This window comes from Luteimonas sp. A478 (genome assembly GCF_054052025.1).
The window spans coordinates 290491-305642 of the sequence record NZ_JBSVRF010000001.1; the positions used below are offsets into that span (position 1 = coordinate 290491).

19 protein-coding genes and 1 pseudogene are annotated in these 15152 nt (G+C 67.0%); 8 read left to right on the forward strand and 12 right to left on the reverse strand.

Annotated elements, in window-relative coordinates; genetic code table 11:
* Positions 1 to 87 precede the first annotated feature (87 nt).
* The 4 genes from ACW7G3_RS01445 to ACW7G3_RS01460 all read left to right on the forward strand — a co-directional run bounded on the left by ACW7G3_RS01445 (position 88) and on the right by ACW7G3_RS01460 (position 4236).
* Positions 88 to 741 carry a TetR/AcrR family transcriptional regulator gene (locus ACW7G3_RS01445; protein WP_456980732.1) on the forward strand — a complete coding sequence of 218 codons (654 nt, stop codon included), beginning with the start codon at positions 88 to 90 and terminating at the stop codon, positions 739 to 741.
* 16 nt (positions 742 to 757) lie between these two features.
* Positions 758 to 1768, forward strand: a complete 1011-nt coding sequence (locus tag ACW7G3_RS01450; RefSeq protein ID WP_456980733.1) for a zinc-dependent alcohol dehydrogenase family protein — start codon at positions 758 to 760, stop codon at positions 1766 to 1768.
* A 67-nt stretch (positions 1769 to 1835) separates the two neighbouring features.
* Positions 1836 to 3674 (forward strand): FUSC family protein, encoded by a 1839-nt coding sequence (locus ACW7G3_RS01455; protein WP_456971805.1) that lies wholly within the window; start codon positions 1836 to 1838, stop codon positions 3672 to 3674.
* Positions 3675 to 3765: 91 nt separating this feature from the next.
* Entirely contained in the window at positions 3766 to 4236 is a 471-nt protein-coding gene (locus ACW7G3_RS01460) for a DUF4920 domain-containing protein (RefSeq protein WP_456980734.1), read from the forward strand.
* Here the strand turns inward: ACW7G3_RS01460 and ACW7G3_RS01465 are convergent.
* Together ACW7G3_RS01465 and ACW7G3_RS01470 are read right to left on the reverse strand one after the other, a co-directional pair.
* Entirely contained in the window at positions 4202 to 4903 is a 702-nt protein-coding gene (locus ACW7G3_RS01465; RefSeq protein ID WP_456980735.1) for an RES family NAD+ phosphorylase, read from the reverse strand. The two genes, ACW7G3_RS01460 and ACW7G3_RS01465, sit on opposite strands and share 35 nt — an antisense overlap.
* On the reverse strand, positions 4900 to 5295 hold the full coding sequence (locus ACW7G3_RS01470; RefSeq protein WP_456980736.1) for an MbcA/ParS/Xre antitoxin family protein: 396 nt from the start codon (positions 5293 to 5295) through the stop codon (positions 4900 to 4902). Before ACW7G3_RS01470 ends, ACW7G3_RS01465 begins: the two co-directional genes overlap by 4 nt.
* Before the next feature lie 159 nt (positions 5296 to 5454).
* On the opposite strand from ACW7G3_RS01470, the gene ACW7G3_RS01475 reads away from it, so the two are divergent.
* Positions 5455 to 6432 (forward strand): NAD(P)H-quinone oxidoreductase, encoded by a 978-nt coding sequence (locus tag ACW7G3_RS01475; protein WP_456980737.1) that lies wholly within the window; start codon positions 5455 to 5457, stop codon positions 6430 to 6432.
* Positions 6433 to 6811: 379 nt separating this feature from the next.
* Here ACW7G3_RS01475 and ACW7G3_RS01480 read toward each other — a convergent pair.
* From ACW7G3_RS01480 to ACW7G3_RS01500, 5 genes and pseudogenes are all read right to left on the reverse strand, one after another.
* Positions 6812 to 7066 (reverse strand): annotated as a pseudogene (locus ACW7G3_RS01480) (lipocalin family protein); the annotation flags it as partial.
* Between the two features lie 36 nt (positions 7067 to 7102).
* Positions 7103 to 8164: an ATP-grasp domain-containing protein gene (locus tag ACW7G3_RS01485; RefSeq protein ID WP_456980738.1), complete on the reverse strand. Its 1062-nt coding sequence runs from the start codon at positions 8162 to 8164 to the stop codon at positions 7103 to 7105.
* A complete protein-coding gene (locus ACW7G3_RS01490; RefSeq protein ID WP_456980739.1) occupies positions 8161 to 9384 on the reverse strand; it encodes a flavohemoglobin expression-modulating QEGLA motif protein in 1224 nt (407 codons plus the stop codon). The genes ACW7G3_RS01485 and ACW7G3_RS01490 overlap by 4 nt, the downstream gene beginning before the upstream one ends.
* Positions 9381 to 10238 carry an N-formylglutamate amidohydrolase gene (locus tag ACW7G3_RS01495; protein ID WP_456980740.1) on the reverse strand — a complete coding sequence of 286 codons (858 nt, stop codon included), beginning with the start codon at positions 10236 to 10238 and terminating at the stop codon, positions 9381 to 9383. Before ACW7G3_RS01495 ends, ACW7G3_RS01490 begins: the two co-directional genes overlap by 4 nt.
* A 96-nt stretch (positions 10239 to 10334) precedes the next feature.
* Positions 10335 to 11285, reverse strand: coding sequence for a PLP-dependent cysteine synthase family protein (locus tag ACW7G3_RS01500; RefSeq protein WP_456980741.1), 951 nt, complete (start codon positions 11283 to 11285; stop codon positions 10335 to 10337).
* A 163-nt stretch (positions 11286 to 11448) separates the two neighbouring features.
* Here ACW7G3_RS01500 and ACW7G3_RS01505 point away from each other — a divergent pair, with 163 nt between their 5' ends.
* Complete coding sequence (locus tag ACW7G3_RS01505; RefSeq protein WP_456971823.1) at positions 11449 to 11745, forward strand: DUF2249 domain-containing protein; 297 nt, start codon at positions 11449 to 11451, stop codon at positions 11743 to 11745.
* 23 nt (positions 11746 to 11768) lie between these two features.
* Here ACW7G3_RS01505 and ACW7G3_RS01510 read toward each other — a convergent pair whose 3' ends face one another.
* From ACW7G3_RS01510 to ACW7G3_RS01520, 3 genes are all read right to left on the reverse strand, one after another.
* Complete coding sequence (locus tag ACW7G3_RS01510; RefSeq protein ID WP_456971825.1) at positions 11769 to 12071, reverse strand: YkgJ family cysteine cluster protein; 303 nt, start codon at positions 12069 to 12071, stop codon at positions 11769 to 11771.
* A complete protein-coding gene (locus ACW7G3_RS01515) occupies positions 12064 to 12744 on the reverse strand; it encodes a class I SAM-dependent methyltransferase (RefSeq protein WP_456981130.1) in 681 nt (226 codons plus the stop codon). The genes ACW7G3_RS01510 and ACW7G3_RS01515 overlap by 8 nt, the downstream gene beginning before the upstream one ends.
* Before the next feature lie 118 nt (positions 12745 to 12862).
* Positions 12863 to 13006: a hypothetical protein gene (locus ACW7G3_RS01520; protein WP_456971829.1), complete on the reverse strand. Its 144-nt coding sequence runs from the start codon at positions 13004 to 13006 to the stop codon at positions 12863 to 12865.
* Between the two features lie 110 nt (positions 13007 to 13116).
* Between ACW7G3_RS01520 and ACW7G3_RS01525 the strand changes: the two genes are divergently transcribed.
* A complete protein-coding gene (locus ACW7G3_RS01525; protein ID WP_456971831.1) occupies positions 13117 to 14016 on the forward strand; it encodes an acyltransferase in 900 nt (299 codons plus the stop codon).
* Between the two features lie 2 nt (positions 14017 to 14018).
* Here the strand turns inward: ACW7G3_RS01525 and ACW7G3_RS01530 are convergent, their stop codons facing one another.
* Entirely contained in the window at positions 14019 to 14234 is a 216-nt protein-coding gene (locus tag ACW7G3_RS01530) for a DUF6522 family protein (protein WP_456971833.1), read from the reverse strand.
* 196 nt (positions 14235 to 14430) lie between these two features.
* On the opposite strand from ACW7G3_RS01530, the gene ACW7G3_RS01535 reads away from it, so the two are divergent.
* The gene (locus ACW7G3_RS01535) at positions 14431 to 14670 is read left to right on the forward strand and encodes a hypothetical protein (protein ID WP_456980742.1); all 240 of its coding nucleotides are present in this window, start codon (positions 14431 to 14433) and stop codon (positions 14668 to 14670) included.
* Position 14671: 1 nt separating this feature from the next.
* Here ACW7G3_RS01535 and ACW7G3_RS01540 read toward each other — a convergent pair whose 3' ends face one another.
* Positions 14672 to 14932, reverse strand: coding sequence for a hypothetical protein (locus ACW7G3_RS01540; RefSeq protein ID WP_456971837.1), 261 nt, complete (start codon positions 14930 to 14932; stop codon positions 14672 to 14674).
* Positions 14933 to 15152 lie beyond the last annotated feature (220 nt).

The following is a 15152-nucleotide window of genomic DNA, read 5'->3' on the forward strand; positions in this document are numbered from 1 at the left end:
GTGGCGACATCAACAGGGTAGGTCGATTGACCTATTTGGTCAAATGACCTACGCTCGGGCACCCCGCAGCACCGCAGTGGCCAGCCCATGTCCCCTCCAAGCGTGACCACGCCCGAGCGCATCATGGATGCGGCGGAAGCACTGTTCGCCGAACACGGCTACGACGCCGTTTCCACCCGCGCCATCACCGAGCTGGCAAACGTCCGGCTGAACTTGCTGTCCTATCACTTCGGCTCCAAGGAAAAGCTGTTCCAGGCGGTGATCGACCGCCGTCTGGACGTGATCGTGCAGCGGCGCGAACAGGCGCTGGAACAGCTGCGCGGGGCAGGCGGGCCGGTGACGGTGGGCGGTGTGTTGCGTGCCTTCATCCACCCCTATTTCGAGCTGTCCCACGGCGATCGCGGCTGGTTGAACTATGCGCGACTTGTAGCGCTGACCAGCCAGTCCGAGCGTGATTACCAGGTGCTCGACCAGTACATGCAGCGCACCGTGCGCGCCTTCATGCGCGCACTGCGGGAAGCGTTGCCGGATGTGTCGCCGAAGACCATCCGCGCCGGCTTCTATTACGCGATCACGCTGATGATGTCATCGTTCTCCGGCATGAACCGGATCGACGGGCTGGTGGAAGGGACGAAATCGGTGAAGTCGCTGGAACGTGCCGCCCGCCCGCTGGTCACGTTCGCCGAGGCGGGCATCCTGGCGCTGGCGGCGGCCGATCGCGAGCGGGCGACAAACACATGACTGCAAGGATAAATATATGAGTATCAAGACCATCCACGTTGCCGCCGGTGGCGGCTTCGATCACGTATCCATCGGCACCAGCGAGCCCGTGCCACCCGGTCCGGGCGAGATCACCGTGCGCCTGCGCGCCAGTTCGCTGAACTTCCACGACTACCTGGTGGTAAGCGGCGCGACCGGGCCGGCAGAGAGGCGTATCCCCATGTCCGACGGCGCCGGTGAGGTGACCGCGGTGGGCGATGGGGTGACGGAGTTCGCCATCGGTGACCACGTGGTCAGCACCTTCTTCCCCGACTGGCTGGATGGCGAGCCGCAGGTGGAAGGCTTCGGGCGCGTGCCGGGTGATGGTATCGACGGCTATGCCCGCGAGCAGGTGACCAGGCCCGCAACCGCCTTCACCCTTGCCCCTGAAGGCTGGAGCCACGCCGAGGCGGCAACGTTGACCACCGCGGGCCTCACCGCCTGGCGCGCCCTGTTCGAGAACGGGCGTCTGCGGCCGGGTGAAACGGTGCTGGTGCAAGGCACCGGCGGCGTATCGATCTTCGCGCTGCAGCTGGCGAAGATGGCCGGCGCCCGGGTGATCGCCACCTCCTCCAGTGACGCCAAGCTGGAGCGGCTGCGCGGGATGGGTGCGGACGAGTTGATCAACTACCGCGAAGACCAGGAATGGGGCCAGACCGTGCGCCGCATGACGGACGGCCGCGGCGTGGACCACGTGATCGAGGTCGGCGGCCCGGATACGCTGATGCAGTCGATGCTGGCGGCCCGCGTGGGCGGGCACGTCTCGCTGATCGGAGTGCTCACGGGCGCCGAGGGCCAGCTGCCGCTGGGCCTGGCCTTGGCACGGCACCTGCGGCTGGAAGCACTGGTGGTGGGCAGCCGCCGCCAGCAGCAGGACATGGTGCGCGCGCTGGAAGTCAGCGGTGTGCGTCCGGTCCTTGACCGGCACTTCCCGCTGGATGAGCTGGTGGCCGCGTTCCGGCACCAGGAGAGCGGTCAACACTTCGGCAAGATCGTGATCGACATCTGATGCGATACGTTGCCGCGCCGGTCTGCTGCATGATGGGGGAATGACGGGAGAGCCCAGGACATCGACCGTGGATGAATCCACGTCCGGCGGCATGCTGCGCAGCATGGTCACCGTGCGTCCCCTGGCGCGGCCGCGGTTGGCGTTCGCGGTCCGCTCGGGACTGTGCATGGGTGTTCCGGTGCTGGTGGGCTGGCTGCTTGGCGATATCTCCGCGGGGATGATGGCGGCAACCGGCGGCTTCACCGCGCTGTATGGACGCGGACGGCCCTACCGCAGCCGGGCGGTGGAGCTGGGGATCATCGCGCTGGCGTTCGCGCTGGTGGTGGGGGTCGGCAACGCGGTGTCGGCGGTGCCCTGGGCGGTGGTGCCTACGGTGGTGCTGATTGCGATGCTCTCCACCTGGCTGGGCAATGCGCTGAGGATCGGTCCGCCGGGTGCGTACATGTTCATGATGGCTGGCGCCGCGGCCACGGCAATGCCTGCCGATCACATCAATCCGGCTGAAGCGTTCGTGCTTGTGCTCAGCGGCGGCGCGTTCGCCTGGCTGGCGCATATGAGTGGCGCGCTGCTGCGCCCGCGCGGACCGGAGGAGCGGGCGGTGAAGGCGGCGGCGCGTTCGGTGGCGGGCTATATGGAAGCGGTCGGATCGGGCCGCGAAGGCGGTGCGCGCCAAGTGGCGGCGCAAGCGCTCAGCGATGCCTGGAATGCCCTGGTGAGTTTCCAGCCTGCGCATGCGGGGGCCGACACGTCACTGGCTGGATTGCGCCAGCGCACGCGTGCGTTGAACAGCCTGTTCTCAAGCGCGATGGAAGCGGCGGCGGAAGACAGGCCGTTGCCCGACGATGCGCCGGTGCAGGCCCGCCAGCTGGGCGAACTGGAGCGCGAGCCGCCGGCAGAGCTGGTGGCCAAGCGGGCCCGTGCACCGCTTGGCCACATGGATGCCCGGGCGCTGCTGCGTGAATCCCTGCGGCTGCGGTCCATGTCGATGCTGGTGGTGGCGCGGGTCGGCGTGGCCGCAGTGGCGGCCGGTGGCATCGGCGTGCTGTTGGGTCTGGATCGCGCCTACTGGGCAGTGGCGGCGGCAGTGCTGATGCTGCACCAGGGGCGGGAATGGCTCGACATGGTCCAGCGCAGCGTCGAGCGCGTGGTGGGCACCTGGATCGGTCTGCTGCTGGCGGGGGCGCTGCTGTGGCGCTATCCGGAAGGGCTGTGGCTGGTGGCCATGATCATGGTGCTGCAGTTCACGGTGGAGATGATGATCCTGCGCAACTACGCGCTCGCGGCGATCTTCATCACCGCTGCGGCGCTGACCCTGGCTACGGGCGGGGTGCCGGTGCCTGACCTGGGCAGTTTCCTGTTGGCGCGCGGCGTGGATACCGCGGTGGGATGCGCGGTGGCGCTGGTGGTGTTCCAGCTGACCTGGCCGCGGGCTTCGGCCGCGCTGATTCCCGAGCAGCTGAGGCGAAGCTTCACCGCGATTGAAACGGTGGCCGCGCAGCTGGCCAACGGCGCGGTGGCTGGTGATGCCGCGCGTGACGCACGGCGCGAGCTGCAACACCGGTGTTTCGTGTTGCTGGAAGCCTACCGGCAGGGGGCCACCGCGTCGCGCCAGCCGCGTCGCGAGGTTGAGCGGCTGTGGCCGGCGATTGCGGCCACGGAGGAATTGGCGTTCCGGGTGTTGACATCGTGCTGGGCCGTCGAGCGCCTGGACGAGGAGGCCGGGCGCGAGGCAGCGCGGTCCATGTTCGGCCAGGGCGGGCTGCAGGCCCTGCGGGATGCGTTGGGGCAGGCCGCACTGGCAGTGGATGGCAACAAACCCTCGGATGTTCGGGTGCCGGACGTGCCCGGCTTCCTTGAGGAGGAAGTGGCCGCACTGCATCGCGGCCTGCGCAGCGATCGCGCTTGATGGTTTGGCAACGGGATTGGTCTGCAGCAATGACCGCAGGTGCGACTGCTGCGCTATCTTTGCCGCTCTGCCAGAACACAACGGAGTCCCCATGCGCATGTTTGCTGCCGTCCTGCTTGCCGCTGTTGCGCTGTCCGCCCATGCGGCGGAGCCGGCTGTTTACGGTGAGCCTTTCACCGATGGCCCCGCGGTGCTGGTCTCCGCGGCCATCGCCGACTTTGATGCCCACGCAGGTGAGCCACAGAGCTTCAGCGGCCGCATCACCGAGGTCTGCCAGACCAAGGGCTGCTGGATGATGCTCGAGCATGAAGGCCAGGCCGCCCGGGTGATGTTTGGCAACCACGCCTTCTTCCTGCCCAAGGACACCACGGGCAGCGCCGTGGTGCACGGGGTGCTGGAGCGCAAGGAATTGACCCCGGAGCAGGTGGAGCACTTCACCGGCGACAGCGGCAGCGGCGCCCCGGCCGAGCCGGTGGAATACCGGATCGTCGCCGACGGGGTGCGTGCAGTCCTGACCCGAGGGGCTGTCAGGCGTCGTCCTGCAGGGCGACGACCTCGTTGACCACGCTGTAGTGGCTGATGCGCTCGCCGTCCCAGTGGTAGTGCAGGTGCGGGCCCTGCACGGCCGGCGCAATGAGGTCCGGGTAGAACACCGCCAGGCACTGTCCGCCATGGCGGCGCACGCTCTCGTACACGATCCCGTTGCTGCCCGTGGCATGCCAGCGGCGCGCGGCCGCCTGGCTCGCAGCGTAGCTGTCCGGGTCATGCAGTTCCGGCCAGCCGCGGCGGAGGTCGTGGAAAATGCCTTTCACATTGGCCAGGTAGCAGCGCATCTGCAGGGTGCAGGCCGGCTCGCTGGTGTATGCCAGGAACCGGGCGCGGTGGAACACGGTTTCGGCAATCGCCGTTTCCCGCTCGCGGGCAGCGTAGTACACGCCCCAGGTGCCATCGGAGAAGCGTGAACCGCCCGGGCTGGGGTGGGTGAAGGCGGCCATGATCGGCGTGGTGCCCGGCCCGCTGATGCGCCGCTCCGGCGGCACCAGCGACAGCTCGCCCAGCTCCTGGCGCAGGCGCAGGTTGGTTATGCCTTCCAGTTCGAACAGGGCGTCCAGATCGTCCGGCGAAGCGATGCGGTCGAACAGGCCTACCGGCGGGAAGCGGCTGGGCACGATGCGCCAGCTGGGCCGCCACGACACCCGCGTGCGCCGGGGCAGGGCGGCCGTATTCATCCGCGCTGGGCATCCAGGTACTGGCGAACCACGAACAGGTCCGATACCTGGCCGCCGAGCATGCGCTCCAGCGCGCTGCGTCCGCCGAACAGCGGCGCTTGGTTGGCGCGCTTGACCCAGGCATCGGCCTGCGCCGGGTTGGCGAACAGCACCTGCAGTGCCTTCCAGATGCCGAGCAGGTAGCTGATGCGTTCCAGCGAATCGCGGGGCAGGGCGCCGTCCAGATCGCGCTTCCAGCGGAAGAAGGTGGAGCGGCCGGGACTGCCAAGCAGAAGGCGCTCTTGCTCGGTGCTCAGGCCCCAGAGCCGCGTGATGTTGAAGAACGCGCGCAGCGCCGGACCGGCGAGATCGCGTTTTGGTACCGGGGGCGCTTTGGTAGCAGAAACGGTCATGGCTCCAACATTAGTCCCAATCGGGACTAATGTCTACCCCGATTGTAGGAGCGCGCCCGACGCACCCGACGCACCCGACGTGCCCGAAGTGTTCGAGATCCCTCGGCAACACCAGGTTCCCGAGGTGGCTTCTATGATGGGGGGACACAGGAGAAGCTTATGAACGAGTTGATGACGGCGATTGCCATCCGCGGCGGCAAGGGACCTGCCGATGCGTTGCATCCGGTGCAGATGGCAAGGCCGGTGCCGCAGGCTGGGGAGATCCTGATCCGGGTGCTGGCGGCCGGGGTCAACAGGCCCGACATCGTCCAGCGCGACGGGAACTACGCGCCGCCGCCCGGTGCGCCGCAAACCTTGGGGCTGGAAGTGTCCGGTGAAGTGGTGCACGGCGCTGGCCGCTGGCAGGCGGGCGACCGGGTCTGCGCGCTGCTGGGTGGCGGCGGTTATGCGGAATACGTAGCCGTAGATGCACGCCATGTGCTGCCTATGCCGTCGGGACTGGAGCCATTGCAGGCCGCGGCGCTTCCGGAAACGCTGTTCACGGTCTATGCGAATGTTTTTGAGCATGGCCGCCTTCAGGCCGGGGAGACCCTGCTCGTGCACGGGGCGACATCGGGCATCGGAGTGGCCGCGATCCAGATGGCCAAGGCCGCTGGCGCGCGGGTGATCGCCACCGGCCGCGGTGCGGACAAGGCGGAGGCGGCGCGGGCGCTTGGTGCGGACATCGCCATCGACAGCACCAACCAGGATTTTGCTGAGGTGGCCCGCGAGGCCGGCGGCGTGGACGTCGCGTTGGACATGGTGGGCGGCCCGTTCCTGGAGCCGACCCTGAAGGCGCTCAACACCGGCGGGCGCATCGTCTATATCGCCGCTCAGGGCGGCAATGACCTGCTGGTGCCGGCATTCACGCTGATGCGCAAGCAGGCGGTCATCACCGGATCGCTGCTGCGCCCGCGCAGCGCCGACGAGAAGGCCCGCCTCGCCGCCGAGGTGGAACGCGTGGTGTGGCCCTGGGTGGAAGCGGGCAAGGTGCGCGCCGTGGTGGACCGGAGCTTCCCGCTGCGGGAAGCCGCCGCCGCCCACGCCTACCTTGAGAGCGGTCGACACACCGGCAAAGTAATGCTGGTAACCGGCTGAGCCTGCTCAGCGGCCCTGGCGCGGAAACCGAGCAGCACCCGCCGTGCCGGCAGGTGCCGCAGCCACGCCGGTGCCGAGGTCTGCGCCCACCTCGATTTCGGCCACCTGGCCGCGTCTACGCTGCCGCCCACCCCCGAACCCGCCGCAAACTACGACCCCGGTAGGAGCGCGCCATGCGCGCGAAGCCGCGTGACACCAATCCACGCCGTGGGGCGCCGGACGGAGCGCGCTGGCCGAAGCTGTTCCGCGAAACACCATTCACGCGGCATCGCGCGCATGGCGCGCTCCTACCGGAGGGCCTTCGATGGTGCCGAGGTAGGTATAGGCCTCGCGATCAGGGGCCGCGAGGCTTGGCTTGACCGCGGGTTCCAAGGACAAATCAAGCGGCGTCCTGCGGCGTGTGGATCAGTTCGGACAGGTCGTAACCCTGTTCGCGGGCGGTGGCCAGGTAGGACTCTTGCAGCGTGGGATCGATCAGCGGGGTGCGCGCCAGCAGCCACAGGTATTTGCGGTCCGGACCGCCGACCAGCGCGACCTGGTAATCGGGATCCAGGCGCATGATCCAGTAGTCGCCCTTGGTGAAGGGGATCCAGCGCAGTCCCTCGGGCAGGAAGGAGACCTCAAGCTTGCTGTTGTTGCTGCCTTCCACCGGGTGTTTCATCATCGGCTCCTAAAGCATTGCCAGTTCAAGGTTGGTCAGGGTGCCGTTGTATTGGCGACGCAGGCGCGCCTTGCGGGCGAGGTCGGCGATGATGTGGCCGCTGAAATCGACCCCGGCCAGGTCTTCGGCCATGTTGAGCCCGCCCGGTGTATCCACGTTCACTTCCATGAGCTTGTCGCCGACGATGTCCAGGCCGGCGAAATACATGCCGTCGCGGATCAGCTTGGGGGCGACGATCTCCGCCGCGCGCAGCGCGTCCGCGTCCGGCGTCATCAGTTCGAACTTTCCGCCGGCGCTGATGTTGCTGCGCGCGTCGCCACTGTCGTTGTAGCGGCGGATGCAGGCGTATTGCCCATCCACCTGCAGCGGACGGCCGTTGAGGGTCAGCAGGCGCAGGTCCCCGTCGGCAGCCTTGGGCAGGTATTCCTGGGCAATGGCGTAACCGTCGCGGATGACCGCTTCGATCATCTGGTTGAGGTTCGCGCCGCTGTGGCCATCAACCACGAACACGCCCTGGCCGCCCGATCCCTGGAGCGGCTTGATGACCCCGCGCCCGTCGTGGGCGGAGATGAAGGACTTGATCTCGTCGGCGTTACAGGTGATGCAGGTGGCCGGGCGGACTTCTTTGGGAAAGTGCTGGAAATAGGTCTTGTTGGACGCGTTGGTGAGGTTGGCGGGATCGTTGAGCACGATGACCCCGCGCCGGGTCACCAGCTGCGCGAAGAGCAGCGCGCTGTTGGGTGCCCACGGACGATCCTCGACTTCTTCGGCCGGATCGCTGCGCAGCATCAGCACGTCCAGTTCCTCGACGTTGATGCGTTCGGTGGCGGCGTCGCCGCCGTGGATCTCGGCCAGCAGCGCGGCGTCGTCCGGGTACTCGTCAATGCGCGGCACATGGGCGAGCGCGCGCACGGTGTCATTGGCGTCGTAGATGAAGCCGTCCAGGCCGATCAGCGCCACGCTGTGGCCGAGCCTGAGCGCGGTGCGCGCCAGGCGGATGGTGGTGTAGTTGTCCTGCTCGGTGGCGACGTCGTTGACGACGAATCCGAGCTTGAGGGGTTTGTTGCTCATGCACACAGCTCCCGGGGCGGGGTGGGGTGGGATTGGAAGAGGCGCTGCACCGGGATGTTGCGGCAGCGGTCGAGGATCTGTTCAAAGCCGTCGGCGCTGGCGTAGCGCGGCAGCAATGCGGGCGGTTCGGCCCAGCCGGCCTCTGCCAGCTGGTCCAGCACCACCAGGTGTGACAGGGCGAATTTGCCGCGGAACAACGACTCGAATTCGCCACCGGCGCGCAGGTGGTCGAGCAGGTCGCACAGGCCGCGCAGGTACACCGCGTCCTTGGTCAGGCCGCCACCGCGCAGCGCCCGCACGGCGATGTCGAAGGCGTCATCGGTGGCAAAGCCGTGGGTGTCATGCAGGCGCGCGAAGATGACCGGGATGTCTTCGCCGTGGATGGCCAGGTCTGCCGCCACCACCCGGGCGGCCAGCACGCGCAGGCGCTCGCCGGGCAGGTAGCCGGCGAGGTACTCGGCCAGCACGCCGAGGCCTTCCTGCAGCGGGTCGTAATTCGCCAGGCCGACCGCAAGCTGGCGCATGGGTTGGCGCAGGCCGTTGTAGCGGGTGACGATGTGGGTGCCGATTTCGTGCTGCACCAGCGGCTGCACCCGCGCGCCGGGCAGGCGCAGGTCGGCGTCCAGGTACAGGCGTCCGTGCGAAACCATCATCAGCGAGCCGACATCGGCGTCGACGGTGATTTCAAGCGCGAAGTCCGGCGCCCGTTCGCGATACCAGGCCACCTCGTCTTCAACCGCGGCCACTACGGCGTCCACGCCGCAATCCGCGGTGAGCCGCTCACTGGGACCAACATCGGCCAGGATCTGCTCGGCCAGTTCCAGCAGGCCCGCTTCCACGCCGCCGAACAGGTCGATGCTGGCGGTCACGAACCCGTCGGTGCCGCGCAGGCGGACCAGCTCGATCATGCGTTCAAGTTCGCGCTGTTTTTCGCGCAGCACGCCGGCCAGCAATGGGGACTCGATCTTTTCAACCGGCAGCTCGCCGAGTCGCTTGCGCATGGTTTCCAGGTCAAGGACGGGTTCGGCATAGCGCAGCGCGGGCACGCGGGTGCGATCAGCGGCTTCGAACGCTTCCCAGAGCGCATCCGTGCCCAGCGGCGTCAGCGCCAGCAGCCAGTCGAGTTCGGCATCGATGGCGGCCAGCGAGGTGTCCACCTCGGCTGCGACCGGCGGCAGCGGCTGCGTGGAGGCGGGGTTGCTCAAAGCGGCGCTGCTCATGTGCGGGCCTGGAAGCTGGGACGCACGGCATCCACCGCCGCTTGCAGGCCGGCGCGCAGGTCATACAGGGCGGCAACGTCGGCCTGGCCGGTCCACTCGTCCATGAAGATCTTCTTGAATTCGGGCGAGATGGTGCAGACCCGCGCACCCCAGCGGGCATATACCCACTCGGGGAAGTGGCCGCCCGTGGGAAAGCGTACGTTGGCTCGCACGTCGGGGTTGCGGCCGCTGACCGGCTGGGCGCGCAGCGCTTCGGAAAACCGTGCGACCACATTGCCCCACCGGTCCGGATCGGCGGTAGTGATGCCGAGTTCTATATCGGGGTTGCCCTGCTGGGGAGCATGGGGGCCGTCGACGCCATCGCGGCGATGGTTGTAGCTGTGCAGGTCGACCAGCAGCACCGCCTGCCAGCGCTCAAGCATCCGGTCCACCAGTTCGGCGAACATGGCGTAGAAGCGGTCCCAAGCGGCAATGGATCTTTTGATTTCCTCTTCCGGCATGGACGTCCGCCAGACCTCCAGTCCCCAGCAGTCTTCCGGTCGCGCGTACACGGCGCCCTCGCGTGGACGGTTGAGGTCGGTCTCAAAGCGGGATGCCGGTACCTGGATCCGTACGTCGCCTACCTCGGTGAACACACCGGTGAGCGGGTCCTCCTCGCGCATCCGCTCGGCCGCCGGCAAGGCCACAAGCGGGCGCAACGAAGGCCGCAGGCCGTGGCCGTCGTGGATGGCAGTGGCAATCACCGGCCCATCGCTGACCGCGATGTCCCACTCCCGTGCCCGTGCGGTGGGTACGGGAGGATGGCCGGGATTGAAGTACAGCGCGCCTGGCGCGTGATCCTGAATCTGGGTCATGCGGCGATGTTGTCAGCCGCATCATGATTGATTCGTGTAGGCAGCGCGCCCGGGAGCGCGGTCCGTTCAGGCGCCGGCTCCGGGGCTACGGGGCGGTCAGTGCAGGGGCGGGGAGTCCGGCTCGCCGTCCTGCTGCATGTAGAAATCATGCAGGTACTTCTCGCCCTTGTCGGCCAGTATGGTCACCACCGTCTTCAGCTCGGGGAACTGTTCGCGGATGCGGCGGGCGGCGATCAGGTGGGCGCCGGAACTGGGTCCGCACAGCAGGCCGCGGGTACGGGCGATCTTGCGCATTTCAGCCACTGCATCGGTGCTGGAGACGCTGAGGAAGTCGCTGACCAGGTCGCGGTGGCGGGCGAAGATGCCGGGCACGAAGCCATCGGAGATGCCTTCGATGCCGTGCAGGTCCACCTCGCCGCAGAGCAGGGTGCGTGATTCGGACGGCTCCATGGCGAACAGGCGCACATCGGGGTTGGCCGCCTTGAACGCCTGACCGACGCCAATCAGCGTGCCGCCGGTGCCCACGCCGTGCACGAACGCATCGGGCGTGCGCCCCTGCGGCAGCTGGGCGAGGATCTCCGGGCCCAGGATCTCCCGGTTCTCCTGCACGTTCCATTCCGATTCGAACTGCCCCGGGAAGAAGAACCCGGGCTGCTGGCCCAGCTCGCGGGCGCGCTCCAACGCCTCGTTGACATGGAAGTTGCCGCTCAGCAGCACCTCGGCCCCATAGGCGCGCGAAATCGCCACGCGCTCGCTGGTCAGGCCTTCCGGCATGACCACGATCATGCGGTAGCCCTTGACCGCGGCCACCATGGAGAACGCATTGCCGGTGTTGCCGCTGGTGGCCTCGACGATGGTGTCGCCGGGCTTGATCAGACCCTCTTTTTCTGCACGCTCGATGATGTAGGTGGCAATACGCGCCTTGATCGAACCGGAGGGATTGAGGAACTCGCACTTGGCGAAAATTCCTTCCTCGAGCTCCAGCAGCGGGGTGTCATGGACGGCGTCGAGGATGGAACGGGAAACGCTGGTATATCGGACAGGCATGGTACGGCTCCTTGCAGGACAGGGGGTGGGGGACGGCCGGGCTGGCGTCGCGGGAGCCCGGAGACATTATCTGCGCTGCCAAGTGCAGGGTGGATGACCCAGGTCAAGGTGCGGCCGCTCTGGCCGGGCGATGCTGGCCGGGTCACCAACCAGCAGGAACACCATGGCAGCCATCGACACCCTTTCCCTCCAGATTCATCCCTTCGACGCGCGCGGCATCGCCAAACGCTTCCGTCACGCGGCGATCTTCGGCGCGATGGATGCATTGCAGCCGGGCGAGGGCATGCGCTTCGTCAACGACCATGATCCGCTGCCGCTGATCGCACAGCTGCGCGAACGCTTCGGCGACGCGCTGGTGGTGGAGTACCGGCAGAAGGAGCCGGGCGCGGTCGTCATCGATTTCGGCGTGGCGGACGTGCACGTGTCCGGCGGCAGCACCTGTTGCGGCGGTTGCACCTGAGGCCGCGCGCTCAGTACATCCTCTCAGTACATGACCAGCGGGATGCCCTGCTCGCCCTGCCGCGTGTAGTCGGCGCGGACCTGGCGGCAATCGTTGCCGGCCATGGCGAAGCGGCGGCAGTTCTCGGGGCGGGTGTCATAGATCCGGCACTGCATGCGGGCCGGGTCGATGGCTACGCACCAGCCTTCCTCATCACGTGCCATCACCTGTAGCCCGTCATCCGCCTGCGTGGTGAGGTGGGCGGGCACGCTGTCGCCCGGCTGCAGCACCACGGTCAGGCGGCAGCAGACTGCGTCGCAGGCGCTGCAGTGGGGCGAGTCAGGCAAGGTGTCCGGTCGGCGGCGGCGCTTCGCGGCGGTAGCGCAGTAAACGGGCCCGGATGGCGTTGCCGCTCTGGTCTTCCAGCTCGTGGATTTCCTCTTCGCCCTGGAAGCCCAGCGCGGACAGTTGCTGGGTGAAGGCGGACACGTGGCCGCGGTGGGCGTCGGTCAATACCACTTCGGCGCGGTCGTTGGCGTGGCGCTCGATGACACCGGCCAGCAGGGCGGGGTGCTCCTGTTCGTAGAGCACGTCGCTGCCGATGAACATGTCGAACTTGCCCAGACTCGGCAGCGGTTCCACCCAGTCAAGCTGGCGGAAGTGCACCGATGGCAGTTCGTTGAGCGCCGAGTTGTAAGCCAGGAAAGGCTCGGCCAGCGGATGGATATCGGAAGCGACCACGTCAGCGCCGCGGCGTTGCAGTACCAGGCTGGACAGCCCGATCCCGCAGCCCAGTTCCAGAATGCGCTTGCCGGCGATATCCGCCGTGTCCATGGCCTCGGCCAGCAGACGCCCTACCGGCCACACCAGACCGAACAGGCTCCACTGTGCGGACGAGATGCCAAGCTTGTCGCCGTGGCCGTCCGGATCCGAGAACTGCTGGTTGTCGCTCAGCACGCGCACGAGGTAGGAGTGGTCACCGATCGGGACCGTAAGGATCTTGGTGTCGTAACCGGGCAAGGTGGGTTCCATGAAGAGGGGCGAAGAGCCCGTGTTCGATGGTAACACTGCGCGGAGATGGGCCACCTTTAACGGCCCGTTCGCAACATTTGGCGACCCGTTCCCTTCCCGAACAGACTTATCGGGACTGGTTGGTCTCAGGCGTGTCGGCGGGGTTTTCCGCTTCGCGATCAGACTGCTTTTTCGCGGCCTTTGCTTCCTTTTTCTTCTTTTTCGCGAGTTCGCGCTGGCGTTTTTCGAATGAGTAGTTTGGTTTGGCCAAGGGTATCCTCGGATTTGAGTGAGTGCCCATTGTAACGGGCGGGGCCAGGGCGTTCCGCGTGGCCGGTTTTGGTACGCTTCCGTCCTTCACTGCACAGGGGCCATTCGCCGGTGTCATTGCTCATTTGGCTGCGGGTGGCCGTGGTGCTGCCGCTGGTTGTAATCAACACGCTGGTGCACGCGGTGCCATTGTTCGTTGCGGCGCTGCTGAAGGCAGTGCTTCCGGGCAAGCGCCTGAAGCGGATGTGCGACCGGCTCCTGACCGGATTGGCGGAAAGCTGGATCGGGGTCAACACCCTCATGCTCGGCTGGTTCACGCCTACCCGCTTCCAGGTACAGGTCCCACCGGGGCTGCAGGTCGACGGCCACTATCTGGTGCTGGCCAATCACCAGAGCTGGGTGGACATCCTGGTGCTGCAGAAGGTGTTCAACCGGCGGATCCCGCTGCTGCGCTTCTTCCTCAAGCGGCAGCTGTTCTGGGTGCCGGTGCTGGGCTTGGCCTGGTGGGCGCTGGATTTCCCGTTCATGGGCCGCTACACCCATCGCCAGGTAGCGCGCAATCCCGAGCTGGCGCGGCGCGATACCGAAGCGGTCAGGCGTGCGTGCCTCAAGTTCCGCGATATCCCGGTGGCGATGATGAATTTCGTCGAGGGCACACGGTTCACGCCTGAAAAGCATGCCCGCCAGGATGCGCCGTACCGGCACCTGCTAAAGCCGAGGTCGGGCGGGGTGGCTTTCGTGCTCGATGCGATGGGCGAGGGGCTGCACGCGATCCTGGACGTCTCAATTGCCTACCCCGGTGGCCGACCCACCATGGTCGACCTGATGGCCGGGCGCGTGCCCGAGGTGCGCGTGCTGGTCCGCGAGCGGCCCATCCCCGAAGCCTTCATGGTCGGCAATTATCAGCAGGACCGCGCCTTCCGTGCCCGTTTCCAGCAGTGGCTGAACGGCCTGTGGGAGGAAAAGGACGTGGACCTGGGGCGCCTGATGGAGCACGGCTCTGCGGAGTGATTTCACTCCACCGGGCGACCGTGGCGATCCACGATGAAGCGGGCGCGGCGGTCGCCGTGATAGAAGGTGGCGCGGTAAAGCCCTTCGTCTTCGCCCGTGCCGCGCTCGCAGAGCATCTTGATCTTGCGGATTTCCATCAGCCGACGGAACTCCTCCAGCTCCAGGCCGAGCTCGCCGGCAACCAGCGCGCCGCTGATTTCGATCATGGGATTGGGCATTGCTCCTGCATCTGTCGCCGGGTGGACGTTCAGTGTGCTCCGGCCGCGGGCAGCGGACACTGACCTGGATCAGGTAGCGGACAGATGGGGCGGTTGACCCAGGTCAGGGCGCGTCGGCCGTGACAGGGCGAGGATGGAGCTGGCAAGGCGAACGCCCGGCCCAGGGCCGCCAGAAACGGAAAAGAGCGAGGGCTGCATGGAATTCCATATCACCCGTGACCCGGGCATGCCGGATGTCGGACTGATCGAGGCTGCGCTGCAGGATCTGGATCCGGCGGCAATGGTGGATATTGACGCGGGCGGGGAGGTACTCCGCCTGGCAACCTGGATTGAAGCGGGACAGCTGGTGGAGGTATTGAACCGGGCCGGCTGGGAAGTTCGGCCCGGTCGTGTCGTTCAGCAGCCTTCCGTGTGTTGTGGAGGCTGCGGCGGCTGACTCAGGCGCGCTTCTTGGCGGCCTTGGCAGGAGCCTTCTTGGTCCGTGCGGTCTTGGAGGCGGAGCGCATCGGGCTGGTGTTCTTGAAATTGGTGGTGGTGCCGAGCACTTCGATCTTGCCCCCGTCCTTGCGGAAGGCGGCGAGATCATCTGCAATGCGTTCGCTGGTCAGCGAAGACCCACGGTCGTTTTTCCTGCCCGAGGTGCGCGTGCGGGTCCTGGCGGCGGGCTTTTGGGTCTGGGGCTTGGCATCTGTGGACATTGCGTCTCCTGTCGGAACATGCGCGAACGCATGGTTCGGTGAGGCCGGGCTGGCACCACGCGTATTGCGTGCGCAGCGTGCCGCCGTCGCATAGGTGCGGCAGCGGGGCCGGGTTGCTTGGATCAGTCGTCCGGGTAAATCCACCGGCCGACGGGGGTCTGACTGGACGGCGGAGTCCTTTCTGCCGCTGCCAGCCCGCTATCCTAGCATTTTCCCGCAA